Annotated in this window: 13 protein-coding genes; 3 read left to right on the plus strand and 10 right to left on the minus strand. The window is 63.7% G+C overall.

Going from position 1 to position 17,324, the window contains the following annotated elements:
• Positions 1 to 187: 187 nt before the first annotated feature.
• A complete protein-coding gene (locus tag RTQ46_RS17725; RefSeq protein WP_312438633.1) occupies positions 188 to 1,306 on the minus strand; it encodes a phospholipase A in 1,119 nt (372 codons plus the stop codon).
• 305 nt (positions 1,307 to 1,611) lie between these two features.
• On the opposite strand from RTQ46_RS17725, the gene fusA reads away from it, so the two are divergent.
• Entirely contained in the window at positions 1,612 to 3,717 is a 2,106-nt protein-coding gene (gene fusA, locus RTQ46_RS17730) for an elongation factor G (protein WP_312438635.1), read from the plus strand.
• A 153-nt stretch (positions 3,718 to 3,870) separates the two neighbouring features.
• On the opposite strand, the gene RTQ46_RS17735 is transcribed toward fusA, so the two are convergent.
• The 4 genes from RTQ46_RS17735 to RTQ46_RS17750 are packed head-to-tail and all read right to left on the minus strand — an operon-like array spanning position 3,871 to position 8,506.
• Complete coding sequence (locus RTQ46_RS17735; RefSeq protein ID WP_312438637.1) at positions 3,871 to 5,034, minus strand: HlyD family efflux transporter periplasmic adaptor subunit; 1,164 nt, start codon at positions 5,032 to 5,034, stop codon at positions 3,871 to 3,873.
• 17 nt (positions 5,035 to 5,051) lie between these two features.
• Positions 5,052 to 6,485 (minus strand): efflux transporter outer membrane subunit, encoded by a 1,434-nt coding sequence (locus tag RTQ46_RS17740; RefSeq protein WP_312438640.1) that lies wholly within the window; start codon positions 6,483 to 6,485, stop codon positions 5,052 to 5,054.
• 21 nt (positions 6,486 to 6,506) lie between these two features.
• Entirely contained in the window at positions 6,507 to 8,012 is a 1,506-nt protein-coding gene (locus RTQ46_RS17745; RefSeq protein ID WP_312438642.1) for a DHA2 family efflux MFS transporter permease subunit, read from the minus strand.
• A gap of 59 nt (positions 8,013 to 8,071) precedes the next feature.
• Positions 8,072 to 8,506 (minus strand): MarR family transcriptional regulator, encoded by a 435-nt coding sequence (locus RTQ46_RS17750; RefSeq protein ID WP_312438644.1) that lies wholly within the window; start codon positions 8,504 to 8,506, stop codon positions 8,072 to 8,074.
• Between the two features lie 213 nt (positions 8,507 to 8,719).
• Between RTQ46_RS17750 and RTQ46_RS17755 the strand changes: the two genes are divergently transcribed.
• Positions 8,720 to 9,229 carry an SRPBCC domain-containing protein gene (locus tag RTQ46_RS17755; protein WP_312438645.1) on the plus strand — a complete coding sequence of 170 codons (510 nt, stop codon included), beginning with the start codon at positions 8,720 to 8,722 and terminating at the stop codon, positions 9,227 to 9,229.
• A 215-nt stretch (positions 9,230 to 9,444) separates the two neighbouring features.
• Here RTQ46_RS17755 and RTQ46_RS17760 read toward each other — a convergent pair whose 3' ends face one another.
• The 3 genes from RTQ46_RS17760 to RTQ46_RS17770 are packed head-to-tail and all read right to left on the minus strand — an operon-like array spanning position 9,445 to position 10,998.
• Positions 9,445 to 9,879, minus strand: coding sequence for a DUF6678 family protein (locus tag RTQ46_RS17760; RefSeq protein ID WP_312438647.1), 435 nt, complete (start codon positions 9,877 to 9,879; stop codon positions 9,445 to 9,447).
• A complete protein-coding gene (locus RTQ46_RS17765; protein WP_312438648.1) occupies positions 9,872 to 10,096 on the minus strand; it encodes a hypothetical protein in 225 nt (74 codons plus the stop codon). The genes RTQ46_RS17760 and RTQ46_RS17765 overlap by 8 nt, the downstream gene beginning before the upstream one ends.
• Positions 10,093 to 10,998: an alpha/beta hydrolase gene (locus RTQ46_RS17770; protein ID WP_312438650.1), complete on the minus strand. Its 906-nt coding sequence runs from the start codon at positions 10,996 to 10,998 to the stop codon at positions 10,093 to 10,095. Before RTQ46_RS17770 ends, RTQ46_RS17765 begins: the two co-directional genes overlap by 4 nt.
• A gap of 141 nt (positions 10,999 to 11,139) precedes the next feature.
• On the opposite strand from RTQ46_RS17770, the gene RTQ46_RS17775 reads away from it, so the two are divergent.
• Positions 11,140 to 13,629 (plus strand): response regulator, encoded by a 2,490-nt coding sequence (locus RTQ46_RS17775; protein ID WP_312438651.1) that lies wholly within the window; start codon positions 11,140 to 11,142, stop codon positions 13,627 to 13,629.
• 10 nt (positions 13,630 to 13,639) lie between these two features.
• Here RTQ46_RS17775 and RTQ46_RS17780 read toward each other — a convergent pair whose 3' ends face one another.
• Both RTQ46_RS17780 and RTQ46_RS17785 read right to left on the minus strand, forming a co-directional pair.
• Positions 13,640 to 16,114 (minus strand): response regulator, encoded by a 2,475-nt coding sequence (locus tag RTQ46_RS17780; protein ID WP_312438653.1) that lies wholly within the window; start codon positions 16,112 to 16,114, stop codon positions 13,640 to 13,642.
• A gap of 2 nt (positions 16,115 to 16,116) precedes the next feature.
• Positions 16,117 to 17,307, minus strand: coding sequence for a hybrid sensor histidine kinase/response regulator (locus RTQ46_RS17785; protein ID WP_312438654.1), 1,191 nt, complete (start codon positions 17,305 to 17,307; stop codon positions 16,117 to 16,119).
• Positions 17,308 to 17,324: the final 17 nt, after the last annotated feature.

The raw sequence follows: 17,324 nt of genomic DNA on the forward strand, positions 1-17,324 counted from the left end.
CGCCATTTTTGCGTTGCCGTTTTGCGGTAACAATGTTGTCGGATTACGCGCTTGCGCGCTAATCCGACCTACCGGCAATATCGACGCGTAAGTCGGATTAGGCCCGCAGGGCCGTAATCCGACGCCACCACCATCAGTTGCGCAGGTCGGACGGATCAGGCGCAGCCGTAATCCGACGCCACCATCATCAGAAATCGACGAGGAAACCGCCGCCGATCGACTTTTGCGAGTAGTTGTAATCGATCAGGCTCTGGCCATAACCGGAGAACAGCTGCAGATAGCCCTTCAGGTTGGCCTTGACGGGAAATGCCCAGCCTGCCTGCACGGAGCCATGGCTCTTGCTGAAGTTGCGGCGCAGGGTGGCCGAGAACTCGTGGCCGTCGTTGCGGTAGCTGACGCGCACGTCGCCGTGGCCCATGTAGTCGATGATGTCGATATTGTCATTGTCCGACTTGCTGTTGTCGAGGCGCTTCCAGTAGCGCGCCGTGACGGCCAGGTTGTCGCGCTCCATGCCCAGTTCCGCATAGACGCGGTTCCAGCTGCGCGACAGGGTCGAGGTCTGGCCGTTCGACTGGTGCACAAAGCCCAGGTTGGCGTAGCGGAAATCAATGCCGGCGAAGCGCTTGTTAATCGGCATCACCAGCATCATTTCAGGCTGGTAATTGGTTTCGCGGAACGGGCTTGAGGCCTTGCGGTTATACGCTTGCCAGAAACTTTGCTGCGTGTAGCCGAACCACAGGTCGATCGGGGTGGAAGCAATATCTTCCAGCATCTTCATCTTGAAGCTCAGCTGGTACGTCAGCTCGACGTGCTGGGTCTCGACGCCGCCAGGTGTAAACTCCTTGAACGGCTGGTCGTTCGACGCATTGCTGTAATTGGCCAGCAGCAGATAGTTGTCGCGGTGCGGGCGGATATTGAACATGCCGCGCTTTGATGGGTCGTCCAGCTCCCACAATTGCGTGACGCGCGAAATCGGCGCTTCCGGCGGTGCGACGCCAGCCTGGGCGACGGCCGGCACGGCCGCGTTGACGGCTTCCGGCGTGGCCACGCCGGCCGGATTGGACGGCGTGCTCGGCGTGGCCGCGCCAGCCACGGCCAGCGCGGCGCCGGTGGCATGCGGGTTGGCGCCGGTGGCGTTGGTCGCCTCTTCGACGGCCTTGGCCAGCACGTCGAAGCAGCCGAGGCGGGCGCTGGCGTCGCCGAGCACGGCGCAGCGCTGCATTTGTTGTTCCAGCTCGCCGGCCATGGCAAACGCCGGCGACGCCAGCAGGGTGGCGAGGATGATTTTTTTCAGTTCAATTGTCATAGGGTTATAAAGGGCATGTCTGTGGGTGCGCGCCCGGTTCGGCATGCCGGCAAAGGCACTGGTGACGGAAAATTCCGCGCGTATTGATCTGTATTAAAGTTTGTTAATCTTATACAGAGGAAAGTATAGCGGAAAGCCTCACTTGCCCCGTGCACGAATGCGTGCGCGCGCGCCTACTGACTCAAGCTGTTGTGCGCTTGGTAAACATGGCGTGCCGCGTGCCGCGCAAATCGATGTCTGCTACACTGGATAACCCGCATTTTTCATCTGTCCGTGCATGCGCCACGCCAGGCAAGGAGATTGTGATGACCCGCAGAACCCCCATCGAGCGCTACCGCAATATCGGCATCAGCGCCCATATCGATGCCGGCAAGACCACCACCACCGAGCGCATTCTGTTTTATACGGGCGTCAATCACAAGATCGGCGAAGTGCACAATGGCGCGGCCACCATGGACTGGATGGAGCAGGAACAGGAGCGCGGCATCACGATCACCTCGGCCGCCACTACCGCCTTCTGGAAAGGCATGGCCGGCAACTTTCCCGAACACCGCATCAATATCATCGACACGCCCGGGCACGTCGACTTCACGATCGAAGTGGAACGCTCGATGCGCGTGCTCGACGGCGCCGTGATGGTCTACGACGCCGTGGGCGGGGTGCAGCCGCAATCGGAAACCGTCTGGCGCCAGGCCAACAAATATCATGTGCCGCGCATAGCCTTCATCAACAAGATGGACCGCGTCGGTGCCGATTTCCTGCGCGTGCGCCAGCAGATCCGCGACCGCCTGAAAGGGGTGGCCGTGCCGATCCAGCTGCCGATCGGTTCCGAAGAACATTTCACGGGCGTGATCGACCTGGTCAAGATGCGCGCGATTACCTGGGACGACGCCAGCCAGGGCGTGCAATTTACCTATGGCGATATTCCGGCCGAACTGCAGGCCCAGGCACAGGAATGGCACGACAAGCTGGTCGAACAGGCGGCCGAGGCCACGCCCGAGTTGACCGAGCGCTACCTCGACGGTGGCACATTCTCCGAAGCGGAACTCAAATCGGCCTTGCGCGCGCGCACCATCCGCAACGAAATCGTGCCCATGCTGTGCGGCAGCGCTTTTAAAAACAAGGGTGTGCAGGCGATGCTCGACGCCGTGATCGAATACCTGCCGTCGCCCGTTGAAGTGCCGCCCATCATGGGCCATGACGAGCATGACCGGGAAGTCGAGCGCCATCCGGCCGACGACGAGCATTTCGCGTCGCTGGCGTTCAAGATCATGACCGACCCATTCGTGGGCCAGCTGACGTTTTTCCGCGTGTATTCTGGTGTCGTCAACTCCGGCGACATGGTGTACAACCCGACCAGGAGCGCGCGCGAGCGGCTGGGCCGCATCCTGCAGATGCATGCGAACGAACGCAAGGAAATCAAGGAAGTGTATGCGGGCGATATTGCCGCCGCCGTGGGATTGAAGGCGGTGACCACCGGCGACACTCTGTGCGCGCTCGACCATATCATCGTGCTGGAAAAAATGATCTTCCCGGAACCCGTCATTTCGCAGGCGGTGGAACCGAAAACCAAACCCGACCAGGAAAAGATGGGTATTGCCCTGAACCGGCTGGCGCAGGAAGACCCGTCGTTCCGCGTGCATACGGACGAGGAATCGGGCCAGACCATCATGTCGGGCATGGGCGAGCTGCACCTGGAAATCCTGGTCGACCGCATGCGGCGCGAATTCGGCGTGGAAGCCAATGTCGGCAAGCCGCAGGTGGCGTACCGTGAAACCATCACGCGCGCGGTGGAAGATATCGAAGGCAAGTTCGTCAAGCAGTCGGGCGGCCGCGGCCAGTACGGCCATGTGGTATTGAAACTCGAACCTTTGGCTCCGGGCGCCGGCTACCAGTTTGTCGACGCCATCAAGGGCGGCGTGGTGCCGCGCGAATTCATACCGGCCGTCGACAAGGGCATACTCGAAACATTGAAGTCAGGCGTGCTGGCCGGCTATCCGGTGGTGGACGTGAAAGCCACCTTGACGTTCGGCTCGTACCACGACGTCGATTCGAACGAGAATGCGTTCCGCATGGCCGGCTCGATCGCCTTCAAGGAAGGCATGCGCAAGGCCGCGCCCGTGTTGCTCGAACCGATGATGCAGGTCGAGGCGGAAACGCCGGAAGACTTCATGGGCAATGTGATGGGCGACCTGACGGCCCGGCGCGGCATGGTGCAGGGCGTCGACGATATCCCTGGCGGCACGGGCCGCATCGTGCGCGCGCTGGTGCCGCTGGCCGAGATGTTCGGCTACTCCACCACCTTGCGTTCGCTGACGCAGGGTCGCGCCACGTATACGATGGAGTTCAAGCATTATGCGGCCGTGCCCAGGCATATCCTGGAGCAGGTAGCGGCCGGCAAGACCAGGTAATGCTGTTGGGCCCAACAATGTTGTCGGATTGCGCGCGAAGCGCTAATCCGACCTACCCGGTGACCTTGGCAGATCGTAGGTCGGATTAGCGCGCAGGCGTGTAATCCGACATTACCAGCGCCGACATGCCAGCGCCGACACAGCAGCCCCACATCAATGCGCCAGATTCTGCGCAATAATGGTATCGGCAATCTTTTCCGCATCCCCCACCGGCTGGCTCAAAGCCCTGGTCGCGTACAACGCCGACGCCACCATCGGCTGGTCCAGCGTGGCGCCTTCCGCATGGCTGGTATCGACCGTCACCGTGGTCGACAGGCCGATCCTCAACGGATGCGCGGCCAGCTCTTTCGGATCGAGCGTAATGCGCACCGGCACGCGCTGCACCACCTTGATCCAGTTGCCGGTGGCGTTCTGCGCCGGCAGCAGCGAAAACGCGCTGCCGGTGCCGGCCGACATGCCCAGCACCTTGCCGTGGTACACCACCTTGCTGCCGTACAGGTCTGTCTTGATGGTGGCGGCCTGGCCGATGCGGATATTGCGCAACTCCGATTCCTTGAAGTTGGCGTCGACCCACAGCTGGTCCAGCGGCACGATCGACATCAAGGGCGTTCCTGGCGTCACATGGCTGCCCAGCTGCACGCTGCGCTTGGCCACATAGCCGGACACGGGCGCGATCACGGCGTTGCGGCGCACGGCCAGCCAGGCCTGCACCACGTCGCCCTTGGCGGACAGGACGGCAGGGTGGCTGGCCAGGTCCACGCCTTGCACCCCCGCTTTGGCGGACTCGGCCTGGCGCTGCGCCACCGTCAACGCCGCTTTCGCATCGTCCACCGCCTGTTTGGCGTGGGCCAGGTCTTCGCCCGAGATCGTATGGTCGGCAGCCAGCGGCGCGCGGCGCGACAGATTGCCCTGCGCCGTGGCAAGCGCCAGGCGGCGCTGTTCGATCACGGCGTCGTACTGCGCCACGCTGGAGTAACGCTCGCGCTCCTGGCGCACCACCGTGCCCAGCCGCGCTTCGGCCTGGCGCAGGGCCAGGTCCGCATCGATGGCGTTGAGGGTAATCAACGGCGCGCCGGCTTTTACCATCTGCGTTTCATCGGCGCGAATTTCATCGACGTTGCCCGTTACCTGCGCGGACAGGGTCACCAGGTTGCCGCCCACATAGGCGTTGTCGGTGACTTCTTCCTTGGACAGCACCAGGTTGTAATAGGCGGCCCAGCCCAGGCCGGCCAGCACGAAGGCGGCGGTAATGGCGATCAGCACGGTCTTGCGCTTGCCAGGGTTCTCGGTGGTTGTATTGATTGTATCGTCGCTCATGGTGGTTTCTCTGACAGTTATTTTGTAGTGTTGTTCGAAGCAAAATCGCTGGCGCCGCGATAACCGCCGCCCAGTGCCACGTTCAGGTTGATTTCCGCGTTCTGGCGCTGGTTCTGCAGCTGCATGCCCAGGTCCACCTGGCCGCGCATGGTCATCTCCGCATTGAGCACGGAGGCGCGGTCGGCCAGGCCCTGTTTCATGCGCGAGTTGGCATTGCGCAGCTGCGCTTCGCTGGCGCGCAGGCTTTCGCCCTGCAGGCGCAGCTGGTGTTCCACGCCCTGCACGCGGGCGCCGGCTTGCGCCACGTCGCGCACCACATTGAACACGTTCTGGTTGTAGTCGGCGATCAGCTCGTTGCGCTCGCTGCGCGCGCCGTTCAGCTGCGCCTGCAGCCGGCCGCTGTCGAACAGCGGCAGCGACAGCGCCGGCCCCACGAACAAGGTGCGGCTGCCGGCTTCCAGCAGCTTGCCCAGCCGGATCGCATCGAGTCCGATTGATGCGCCCAGGTCGATATCGGGATAGAACGCGGCTTGCGACGCTTCGATGCGGTTCAAGGAAGCTTCCACCCGCCAGCGCGCCGCCTGCAGGTCGGGCCGGCGCGCCAGCAGCTCCATGCCCAGTTTTCCGGGCAGCACGTGCGGCAAGGCTTGCGCCGCGCGCGGCTGCAACGATGTCAATGCGGTGCTGTCCGCACCGAGCAGCGCGCGCAGGGCTTCGCGTTCGGTGACGATCTGGGTTTCCAGCAGCGCGATCTGCTGCTCGATCAGGCTCAGCCGCGTTTGCGCGGACAGATGGTCGTCGTTGACGCCCAGGCCGTTGGCGATGCGTTTTTCCTTGTCCGCCACCAGGGCTTGCTGCAAGGTGACCAGCGCATGCAGGTTATCCATGCGGGCGCAGCTGCTTTGCATGCTGAAGTAATGGCGGGCAATCTCGGAGGCCAGCATCTGCTCGGCCATTGCATACTCGGCGCGGCGGGCGTTGACTTCGCCAAGGGCGGCCGCGATCTGCGCCTTGTGTCTGCCCCACCAGTCGAGGTCGTAATGGGCCTGCACGCCCACCGTCGCTTCATTGTAGTAATTGCCGCCGATCGGCGCCGGCGTCAGGCCGTTGGCCGAATAGCGCTGGCGGTTGACGCCGGCGTTCAGGTCGACGCGCGGGTCGCGCTCCGCATGCTGGTAGTCGAAGGCAGCCAGGGCCGAGCCGATGCGCGTGTTGGCCACGTCCAGGCCGGGGCTGGCGCTCAATGCCTGGGCGATCAGGCTATCGAGCTGCGGATCCTGGAACTGGCGCCACCACTGCGCGGCCGGCCAGCCTTCGCTGGCCAGGTGGATATCGGATGCCAGCTGGGCCGTGGCCAGGTCCTGCTGCGGCAGCACGTGCGTGTCGGGCGGTATGCTGGCGCAGCCGGCCAGGGCCAGGCTGAACGCCAGCACGGTAAGGGAAAGCTTCATGATAGGTTTCTTGGACATGGGTTACTCCATCGCCGCGTGGTCGACCACGACAGGCGCATTTTTCTTCGGTGGCTTGATCAGCAACAGCAGCGGCAGCACCAGGATGGTCAGCCACATCATCATCCAGAAGTCGTCGAGGTAGGCGATCATCGACGCCTGCCGGTTGATCTCGCCATTCAGGGCCGCCATCCCCGCACCGGAGGACAGGTCGAACACGCCGGCAATTGCCGGGTCGTGCAGGGCCGGGTTGGCGATATTGATATGCTCGGTCAGCGACGCATGGGCAATCTGGGTATTTCGCACCAGCAGCGTCTGCACCAGCGCAATGCCGATACTGCTGCCGATATTGCGCACCAGGCTGTAGATGGCCGTGCCCTCCGCACGCATCTGTGGCGACAGGGTGGCAAACGTCGCCGCGCTCAACGGCACGAACACGAGACCGAGGCCGATGCCCTGGATAATGCCGTTCCACACGACCGTCTTCGGCACCAGGTCCAGCGTGAAGTTGGCCATCTGCCACAGCGAAAACGCGGTGATCGAAAAACCCACGCCCAGCAGCACGCGCGTATCGACCTTGCCCGTCAATTTGCCCACCACCAGCATCGCCATCATGGTGCCCAGGCCGCTTGGCGCCGTGACCAGTCCGGCAATCGCGGCCGGATAATTCATCAGCCCCTGCAGCATCGACGGCGTCAGCGCACGGGTAGCGAACAGCACCAGGCCGACGATAAAGATGAACAGCAGCCCGCTCACATAGTTCGAGTTTTTCAGCAGCCGGTAGTCGAGGAAGGACTTGCCGGCCGGCCGCAGCGCCGTGTGGGCGATAAAATAGCACAGGCTCATGGCCAGCACGATCGCCTCGATCCAGGTTTCGGTCGACGAAAACCAGTCGTTCTGCTCGCCCCGGTCGAGCAGCATCTGCAGCGCGCCGATCGACAGGCTCAGGGTGGCGAAGCCGAACATGTCAAAGCTCATGCGGCGGTTCGGCGGATCCTTGCGGATATAGCGCCAGATGCCGTAGAAGGCCATCGCGCCGATCGGGATATTGATGAAGAAGACCCAGCGCCAGCTATAGCTGTCCGTCAGCCAACCGCCCAGGGTCGGCCCCAGGATGGGCCCGATCATTACGCCCATGCCCCAGATGGCCATCGCCGAGCCGTGCTTTTCGCGCGGATTGATGTCGAGCAGCACGGCTTGCGACAGCGGCACCAGCGCCGCGCCGAATACGCCCTGCAGCAGGCGGGCGGCAACGATCTCGGACAGCGTGCCGGACAGCCCGCACAGCACGGAAGCAATCGTAAAGCCGGCGACCGACACCAGGAAGGTTTTCTTCTGGCCGAAGCGGTCGCACAGCCAGCCGGTCAATGGCGTGGCAATCGCGGCGGCCACGATAAACGAGGTCAGGACCCAGGTGATCTGGTCCTGCGAGGCGGACAGGCTGCCCTGCATGTGGGGCAGGGCCACGTTGGCAATCGTGCCGTCGAGCGCCTGGATAATCGTGGCGAGCATGATCGAGATGGTGATCATGCGCCGGTTCAGCGTGGGGTCTTCAGAAGCGGGGAGAGGAGTTGACGCTGTCACGGCATTCACGCGGACTTCTCCGTGGCCGCCTGCAAGGCTTCCAGCAGTTCCGTGGCGGCCAGCAGCTTGTCCGCAGCGATACCCTGCAGCAGCTCCTTGCGGAAGCCGTCCGCTTCCTTGCGCACCGTTTCATACACTTGCATGCCCGCGTCGGTCAGCACCACCAGCTTCACGCGCCGGTCGAGTTCGGACGGCTGGCGCTGCACGAAGCCCGATTTCACGAGCCGGTCCAGCATCGACACCATGGTCGGGTTTTCCACTCCCAGCTGATGGGCCAGCTCGCTTTGCGAAGGAGGCTGGGGCGATTTGGCGATCATGGCGATGCACATCCAGCTCGCTTGCCCCAGGTCCAGGTCTTTCAGCCGCCGGTCGATGGCATGCCGCCAGCCGCGCGCCGTTTTATGCAGCGCGGCGGAGAAGCGCTCTTCTATAGAAATCATAAGGTAAGTCGTCTAATGGTTAGGTGTCTAACTATTATTTTACCATCAGGAAATGTTGGATGGGTAGGGCTTTATGAATTTTGGGGATGCTGGTAGATTTTAGGTTGAATCTTTTTTCGCCCCCAACGGCGGAAGGGCTGGGGTCGGAGCCTCAGGGTCCGACCCCGGAAGTTGCTTCGGGGTGAGAATGACGCCAACTGGAGGGGAAGGATCATGACTAAAGCAGAGCAGGGCAACAGCGATTTTGTCATTACCCACACGTTTGACGCGCCGCGCGAACTAGTTTTCCAGTCGTGGGTCGAGCCGGAGCGCCTGGCGCAATGGTGGGGGCCGGTGGGGTTTGAGCTCAGCGTGCTGGCGCTGGAACTCAAGCCGGGAGGCATTTTTCACTACGGCATGCGTGCCGACAATGGCTATGAGATGTGGGGCAAATTTACCTATCACGCAATCGAGGCGCCGGAGAAGATTGTTTCCATCTTGTCGTTTGCGGATCGCGAGGGGAATGTGGTGCCGCATCCGGTCAGTGCCACTTGGCCGCTTCAGGCGCATAACACGATGACGCTTTCTGAAGAAGATGGCAAGACGACGATGACGCTACGGTCGGTGCCGCATGAGGCTTCGGATATTGAGCATGCAACTTTCAAGGAAGGGCATGAGTCGATGAAGCAGGGCTTTGGGGCCACTTTCGCCCAGCTGGCAGCTTATCTGGCACGCGTACAGTAGAGCTTTAACAACAGCGGGCCGGAGACGCGAGCCCGAGAAAATGCCGATGGCTGCGCTGCGGCTCCTTGCCGTACCTGCGTACTGTCTGCGTCGCCGCGCCTTGCTCTCGGCATTTTTCAGGCGCGCTTGGCCCGGACAGCCTTTGCTCGGGCCTTGGGCCGATTCGGGGTTCGCTTGTATTCTTGCTTTTCCTTGCCTTGATTTGCGTTGTCGCCTTATGCCGGCGGAAAGTCGTCATAGGTCTTGGGCAAATAACCCCAGATCCTCAGTACATCGCCGCGCACTTCGAATGCCAAACCAAGCTTCCTGACCAAGGCGGCTATTTCTTCCGTATGGTCGATACAGGCGCGTGGCAGCAGCATGCCTTTCGATGGCTCCGGTTCCTTCAGGCCGATATCGAACCACTCGACCAGGGCGAACGGAAACGGCAGGTGGTAGAGCCATTCCACGTCCCAGCCTGAGATAAAGCCTGTTACCGCCTTGTAGCGGTATGACGGCCACCAGTCCTCGCGTTCACGGAAATGGTGGATCAGCTCGTCCCATTTGGTATTGTTCGCGGCGCGCGACAGGTTTCGTTTCGAGACGGCGCCATCGATTTTCTTGCGGATGGCATCGTTGTGGCCGGTGCCGGCGGTGGGCAGCTCATGCATGTTTGATCTCGGTTGCCGTGTTGTTGCGCGGTGTGGCTTCTTCGTGGAACAGGTCGGCCAGGTATTCGCACAGCTCGTGTTGCGCGACGTCAGCCGGCACGATAAAGTCGGCTGGCCGGCGCTTGCCATCGGTGCCTGGATAGAATGCGCGCCATGCACCGGGTGAGCCAGCCACCATGATCAATATCCCGAAAATATTGAACTTCAAGGCAGTCATTTGTTGTCGCCTTGCAGGCCCAGCATTTGCCGTATCACCGGCAAGATCATCTTCCACGCCGGCGAGGTCGACGCAATCTCGTCATAATGGCTGGCGCCCGGCAGTATCAGCACCTCCGCATGGTCGCCGACCCTGACGGCTTTCGCCGCATAGTCGTGCGCCGCGCGGGGAGGGGAAATGGTGTCGAGCTCGCCCGTGATCAGCACGGTGCGCGTGCCGTTGGGCATCAGGTCGGCGGCGTTGGTGTCGCTGTAGATATCGGGGCGCTCGCTGCTGGCGCTGCCGGCCAGTTGCTTGACGTCGCGGTCGCAGCTGGACTTGATCAGCTTTTCCTCGTGGCGCAGGTCGGCCAGGCCGCCCAGGCTGATGATATTGTTGATAGCCAAGAATTTCTCGCGGTACAGGGGGCTGGTCGCTGGCAGTTTGCCTCTGCCGGCGATCCATTGCACCAGCTGGCCGCCGGCCGAGTGGCCCATGGCGACGATGCGGGTCGTATCGAGCTGGTACTGGCTGGCATGGCTTTGCAGGCTGTCGAGGGCGGCATGCATGTCCTGATAGGTGCCGGGGTAGCCGCCGCCTTCTTCGTCGACGCGGCGGTACTCGACATTCCAGACGGCGATCCCCTGGCTGCTGAGTGCATTGGCGACGTTGCGCATCTGCCTGATGCCGCCGAACTGGACCGTCCAGCAGCCGCCGTGCACCAGCACCACCACGGGAAACGGGCCGTTGCCTTCCGGGCGGAACAGCTGGGCGTATTGAGACGGAGCGGGGCCGTAGGCGATCTGGGCGGTCGGCTGCGGGCCGTTCAGCGCCAGGTACTGGTCCAGCGTCATCGGCGCGGCGACGGCGGACTGGGCAGCGGCCAGCAGGGCGGAGGCGATCAGGGGGGCGTGCAGGGGCATGGCGTGGCGCCTCGGATAGAAGGAAAGCAACACTCTAGCACGGCGTCCCGTGTGCAAAAAAGCGCTGATAAAAAACGCCATTCTGCCTTGCATTCTAAGAAACGTTACTGCGTGGTATATTCACGCCTCTGGTACAGCTTTATGGATACGGTGCACGCCCACGATATCATCACCTTGCTCGACGCGGAACACCGCGCTCTCGCTGCCGTGGCAGCGGGCGCCAGCGTGGCTGACGGCCTGGCGCAGCTGCTGCTGGCGCTGGAAGGCGATGGCGACAGCAAGGCCGCTGTGGATGACATGAGCGGCGGGGTCGCCGACGCCATGCATGCCTGCGTCGTGCTGATCGACGAAGCGGACCGCTTTTATGGCCTGTCCGCGCCCAATTTGCCGGACGACCTGTGCCAGGCCTTGCAGCACAACGGCGACGGGCCGCAACCGTCGCCGTTCGGCGTGGCGGCATTTTCCGGCGCACCCGTGTATTGCGGCGATATTGCGCGCGAGCCGGGCTGGAGCGCCGGGCGCAAGGAGGCGATGCTGCATGGCTACCGCGCCTGCTGGGTCACGCCCGTGTTTGATGCCAAAGGCCATATCCTTGCGGTGCTGGGGCAATTGTTCCAGGCTTCGTGCCACCCGACCCAGGGCGATATCGAGCTGATCAACATGGCCGCGCGCTGCATCGCGCACGTCATCGAGCGGGGCCGGCTGGAAAAACTGGCCTACCGCAACGCCGCGCTGGAAACGCAGATGATGCAGCGCACGGCCGAGCGCGACCGCATGTGGCGCCTGTCGACGGATATCATGCTGGTGGTGGATGTGCGCGGCACCATCATCGCCGTCAATCCTGCCTGGACCAGCATCCTGGGCTGGCCGGAAAGCGCCTCGCTGGGGATGGAGGTCATCAACCTGATGCATCCCGAGGACCGCGAGGCCGCCCTGCAGGACCTGGCGCGCCTGAGCGACGGCAGCACCCAGACTCTGCGCGCGCAAAACCGTTTCCGGCGCGATGATGGCGACTACCGCACCATCGCCTGGACGGCGGTATCGGTCCAGCAACTGATCCATGCGGTGGGACGCGACGTGACCGACGAGCAGGAGGCCAGGCTGGCCCTGCTGCGCAGCGAGCAGGCCTTGCTGCAGGCGCAAAAACTCGAATCGATCGGCAAGCTGACGGGCGGCGTGGCGCACGACTTCAATAATGTGCTGCAGATTATTTCGGGCAACCTGCAACTGCTCAAACTGACCACGGGCGACAATCCGCAAGTGGCCGGCCGCCTTGATTCGGCCGCCTCGGCCGTCGAGCGCGGCGCCCGGCTGTCGCTGCAATTGCTGGCGTTTGCGCGCCGCCAGCCGCTGACGCCACTGGTCACCAACCTCGGCGATTTGCTGGCCAGCATGCAAGACCTGATACGCCGTGCCGTCGGCGAACTGGTGTTCGAGGAAACCTTTGTCAGCATCGGCCTGTGGCATGTGCTGGTCGACCCGCACCAGATGGAAAACGTGCTGCTGAACATGGCCATCAATGCGCGCGACGCCATGGCGCAAGGCGGCCGGCTGACCTTTACGTTGAGCAACGTCACACTCGACGATGCCTATGCCGGCGAACATGCCGATGCGGTGGCCGGCCAGCATGTGCTGCTGACCATTACCGACACGGGCCATGGCATGGATGCCGTCGTGATCGGGCAGATCTTCGATCCCTTCTTTACCACCAAGAAGGAAGGCGAGGGTACCGGCCTGGGCCTGTCGATGGCCTACGGCTTTATCCGCCAGAGCGGCGGCCATATCCGCGTGCAGAGTGCGCCGGGCGCCGGCACCACCTTCAGGATTTATCTGCCGCGCTCGCACGAAGCGCTGGCCGAGCCGCCGCAATGGCGCACCGGCCCGGTGCTGGGCGGCAGCGAAACCATCCTGGTGGTGGAAGACGACGAGGCCTTGCGCCACACGGTGGTCGACATGCTGCGCGGACTCGGCTACACCGTGCTGCACGCGCACGATGGCTTCAGCGCGCTGCGGCTGCTGCGCGGCGGCGCCAGCATCGACCTGTTATTTACGGACGTGGTAATGCCGGGACCGGTAACCAGCACCGAGCTGGCGCGCGTGGCGCGCGAACTGCTGCCGGAGCTGGCTGTATTGTTTACCTCGGGCTATACGCATAACGCCATCATGCAGGCAGGGCGGCTGGCCGCCGGCGTGGAACTGCTCAGCAAACCCTACCGGCGCGAGGATCTGGCGCGGCGCATCCGCCACCTGCTGGCCGGCCGCAACATTGCCGGTGCGCCCGACCCGTCAGGGCGCTGCGTGCTGCTGGTGGAGGACAATGACGATGCGCGCCAGATGTGCATGGAAATGCTCAACATGCTGGGCCATACGGTGCATGGCGCGGCCAGCGCCGAGGCGGCCTTGCCGCTGCTGTCGCTGCCGGGACTCGACATTCTGCTGACCGATATCAGCCTGCCGGCCATGTCCGGCGTCGAGCTGGTGCGCCTGGCGCGTGCCGAGCGGCCGCAGCTGAAGGTGATTTTCGCCTCCGGCCACGGCTGGGCCGCCAGCCTGGCCAACGGCGAGCAGGCGCGTTTCCTGCAAAAGCCGTTCGGGCTGGAAGAGCTGGCCGCCGCCCTCAAGCCGTCCTGATCACTGTAGTTCAGGCCTGCAAGGCCTGCTGCAGCTGCTCGACCGAAAACGGCTTGATCAGGAAGCGCGCGGCGGGATCTTGCACGCCAGAATTGGCTGGCGAGTGGCCGGTTGAAAAGATCACCTGCAGCTGCGGATGGTCCCGTGCCGCCAGCCCAGCCAGTTCCACGCCCGACATCTGCGGCAGGCTGATATCGGTCAGCAGGATTTCCAGTCCGGGCGTGCCCAGCAGCGGCAGCGCTTCCTCGGCCGAGCCGACGGCCTGCACCTGGTGGCCCAGCATGTCCAGCAGTTCGCCGGTCATGGCGCGCGCATCGGCATTGTCTTCCACCAGCAGGATGCGGCGCCCGCCGGGCGTTGGCGCTGCCGTTTGCTGTTCCGGCTGCACCAGCTGCTGCAGCGCCGCCACATGCTGGCGGTTGGCCAGCATGTGGCGGATGCGGCGCGCCAGGTCTTCGCGCCGGTACGGTTTGCTGAGCAGCTCCACGCCCGCGTCGAGGCGGCCGCCGTGCATGATGGCGTCCTGCGTATAGCCGGAGGTAAACAGAATCGCCATGTCCGGTTGCAGCACCCGCGCCAGGCGCGCCAGTTCGGTGCTGGGCAGGGGACCGGGCATCACCACGTCGGTAAACAGCAGATCGACCGGCTGCCCGCCGGAGATGATGTCGAGCGCGCTCTGGCCGTCAGAGGCTTTCAGCACGCTGTAGCCCAGGCCCAGCAGCATGTCGACCACCGTGGTCTGCACATGCAGATCGTCTTCCACCACCAGGATGGTTTCCTTGCCGCCCAGCACAGGTCCGCTCAGCTGCAACGGCAGTTCCGTCACCCCTTCAAGCGAACGGGGCAGGTAGATGCGGAAGGTGGTGCCGGCGCCCGGCGTGCTTTCGGCGCGGATATGGCCGCCGCTCTGCTTGAGGAAGCCATACGCCATCGACAGGCCCAGGCCCGTGCCTTCGCCTTCTTTCTTGGTGGTAAAGAACGGTTCGAATATCTTGTCGAGCAGCTCGGGGGCGATGCCGCTGCCCGTGTCGCTGATGGCCAGCTGCACGTATTGCCCCGGCGCCAGGTCTTCTGTGCCGTCCAGCGTGCAATTGCTCAGCGTCACCGTCAGTCGGCCATGGCCGTCCATCGCGTCGCGTGCATTGATGGCGAGGTTCAGGATCACGTTTTCCAGCTGGTTCGGGTCGACCAGCACCTGCCAGGCGTCGTCGGCGACATGCAATTGCGCCTCGACCGTTTCGCCGACGGCGCGCCGCAACAGGTCTTCGGTGGAGCGCAGCAGGGCGGCCAGGTCGGTCACCAGCGGTTTCAATGGCTGGCGGCGGGCAAACGCCAGCAGCTGCGCCGACAGCTTGGCGCCCCGTTCGACGGCGGCGCTGGAGCTGGCGATGCGCTTGGCGGCTTGCGGATCGCTGCCCATGGTCATTTGCAGCAGTTGCAGATTGCCGGAGATAATTTGCAGCACATTGTTGAAGTCGTGCGCCACGCCACCGGTCAGCTTGCCCAGCGCTTCGAGTTTTTGCGACTGCAGCAGGGCCGAGACGCTGTGGTCGAGCGACTCCTGCGCCATGCGCAGCGCCTGCGCAGCGGCCTTGTCCTCGCTGACGTCGCGCGCGCTGCAATAGATCTTGCCGTCTTCCGGCACCGCCACCCATGACAGCCAGTGCCATTCGCCCGCCTTGTCGCGATAGCGGTTTTCAAAGCGCAGCGCCGGCTCGCCGCGCAGGGCCGCCTGCCACACCACCAGCGTGCGTGCATGGTCGTCGGGGTGCACCAGCGACATGAAGGGCATGGCGCGGATTTCATCGTCGGTCCAGCCCAGCGTGGCGTGCCAGGCGGGATTGAGATGCTCGAAATGCCCGTCCACGTTCAGCACGGCCAGCAGGTCGGGACTGACGCGCCAGGTCAGGCCGAATTCGCGCGTGCGTTCGGCCACCTGCCGCTCGATATCGGCGCTCAGGGTGCGCAGCTGGCTTTCGGCCTGCGCGCGCAGCAAGCTGGCCCAGACGCGCTCGGCCACCTGCACCGCCAGCGCGATCTCGTCCGCCTGCCAGGCGCGCGGCGCGCGGCTGTGCACCACAAAGATGGCGGCCAGCTGGCCGTCCTTGACGATGGGCAGGTTCAGGAACGCCTGGATGCCGAGCCGGGCAAAGGTGGCCAGGGCTGCGGGTGCGGCCGTGCGCGGATCGCGGCTGACATCGTCGACCGCCACCGGGCGGTCCGCTTCCAGTTCGTCGGCCAGGCGGGCGGCGAAGTCGCCGAGAAAGTATTCGCCGGCGGCGCCTGGCGCCAGGCCATCGCTCCAGGCATGCTGCAGGGTAGGGAAGTGCAGCTGCTGGCCGATATCGAAACAGGCCACCTGCTGGGCGTGCAGCTGCTGGCCCAGCAGGTGCGCCGAGACGGACAGGATTTCGCCCGTGTCTTCCAGCTGGCGCAGCGTGCGGTCCAGCTGCAACAGGAAGTCCGGGATGGTGGTGGCAGCCATGCTCAGGACCCCGCCAGCGGCAGTGTCACGCTGAACAGCGCGCCATGGCCGGGCTGGCTTTGCAGCGTGATGGCGCCGCCATGCGCGTCGACCAGTTGCTTGGTAATGAACAGGCCAAGGCCCAACCCGCCTGTGCGGTCCTGGTGCACCACGCGTTCGAAGGCGTCGAAGATGCGTTCCTGGTCCTTGGCGCCGATGCCGATGCCATGGTCGCGCACTTCGATCACCGCGCTGTTTTTTGTTTGCGCCAGGCTGATCTCGACCGGCTTGCCCTCGCCGTAGCGCAGCGCATTGCTGATCAGGTTAACGACGATCTGTTCCACGCGGAAAGCGTCCCAATAGCCTTCGATCGGCTGTTCCGCCTGCACCTGCAGCAGGCTGGCGCCGTCGCCGGCGCACGGCGCCAGGTCTTCGGCCACGCGCCGCACCAGCGCCGGCAGGTCGACCGGCTCGCGCCGGATCGACAGCTTGCCGCTGCTGATGCGCGACACGTCGAGCATGTCGTCGATCAGGCGCACCATGCTGCGGATCTGGCGTGCATCGCGCGCGATCATTTTCGGCAGTTTTTCCGGCGCGAACGCGGCCAGGTTGCCCCGTTCCAGGTTCAGCGTGCGCATCTGGGTTTCCAGGAACAGGGTGTTCAGGGGCGTGCGCAGCTCGTGCGCCACCATCGACATGAATTCGTCGCGCATGCGCAAGGAGCGCTGCAGCTCGGCCTGGGTGGTGCGCAATTCCTGCAGCAGCGCTTCCTGCTGCTGGCGGCTGTGTTCGAGCGCCTGCACCTGGCGCCGCGTCTCGGCGCGCTGCTGGTGCAGGGCGACAAACACATTGACCTTGCTCTGCACCGCGTTGATGTCGAGCGGCTTGTGCAAAAAGTCCACCGCGCCGCTTTCATAGCCCTGGAAGGCAAAATTCATTTCCTTGCCGGCCGCCGTGACGAAGACGATCGGGATATGGCGCGTCTTTTCGGTACCGCGCATCAGCTGGGCCAGCTCGAAGCCGTCCATTTCCGGCATCTGCACGTCGAGTATGGCCAGCGCAAAATCGTGTTCGAGCAGCAGGGCCAGCGCTTCCTCGCCCGAGGACGCCTGGTAGACGCTGCGGTCCGATTCGCGTATCAGCGCATTCAGCGCGCGCAGGTTTTCCGGCAGGTCGTCGACTATCAACAGTTTGGTACTGGTTTCATTCATCATGGCTGGTTCCTGGTATT

Source organism: Janthinobacterium sp. (genome assembly GCF_031995485.1).
GTDB lineage: Bacteria > Pseudomonadota > Gammaproteobacteria > Burkholderiales > Burkholderiaceae_D > Janthinobacterium.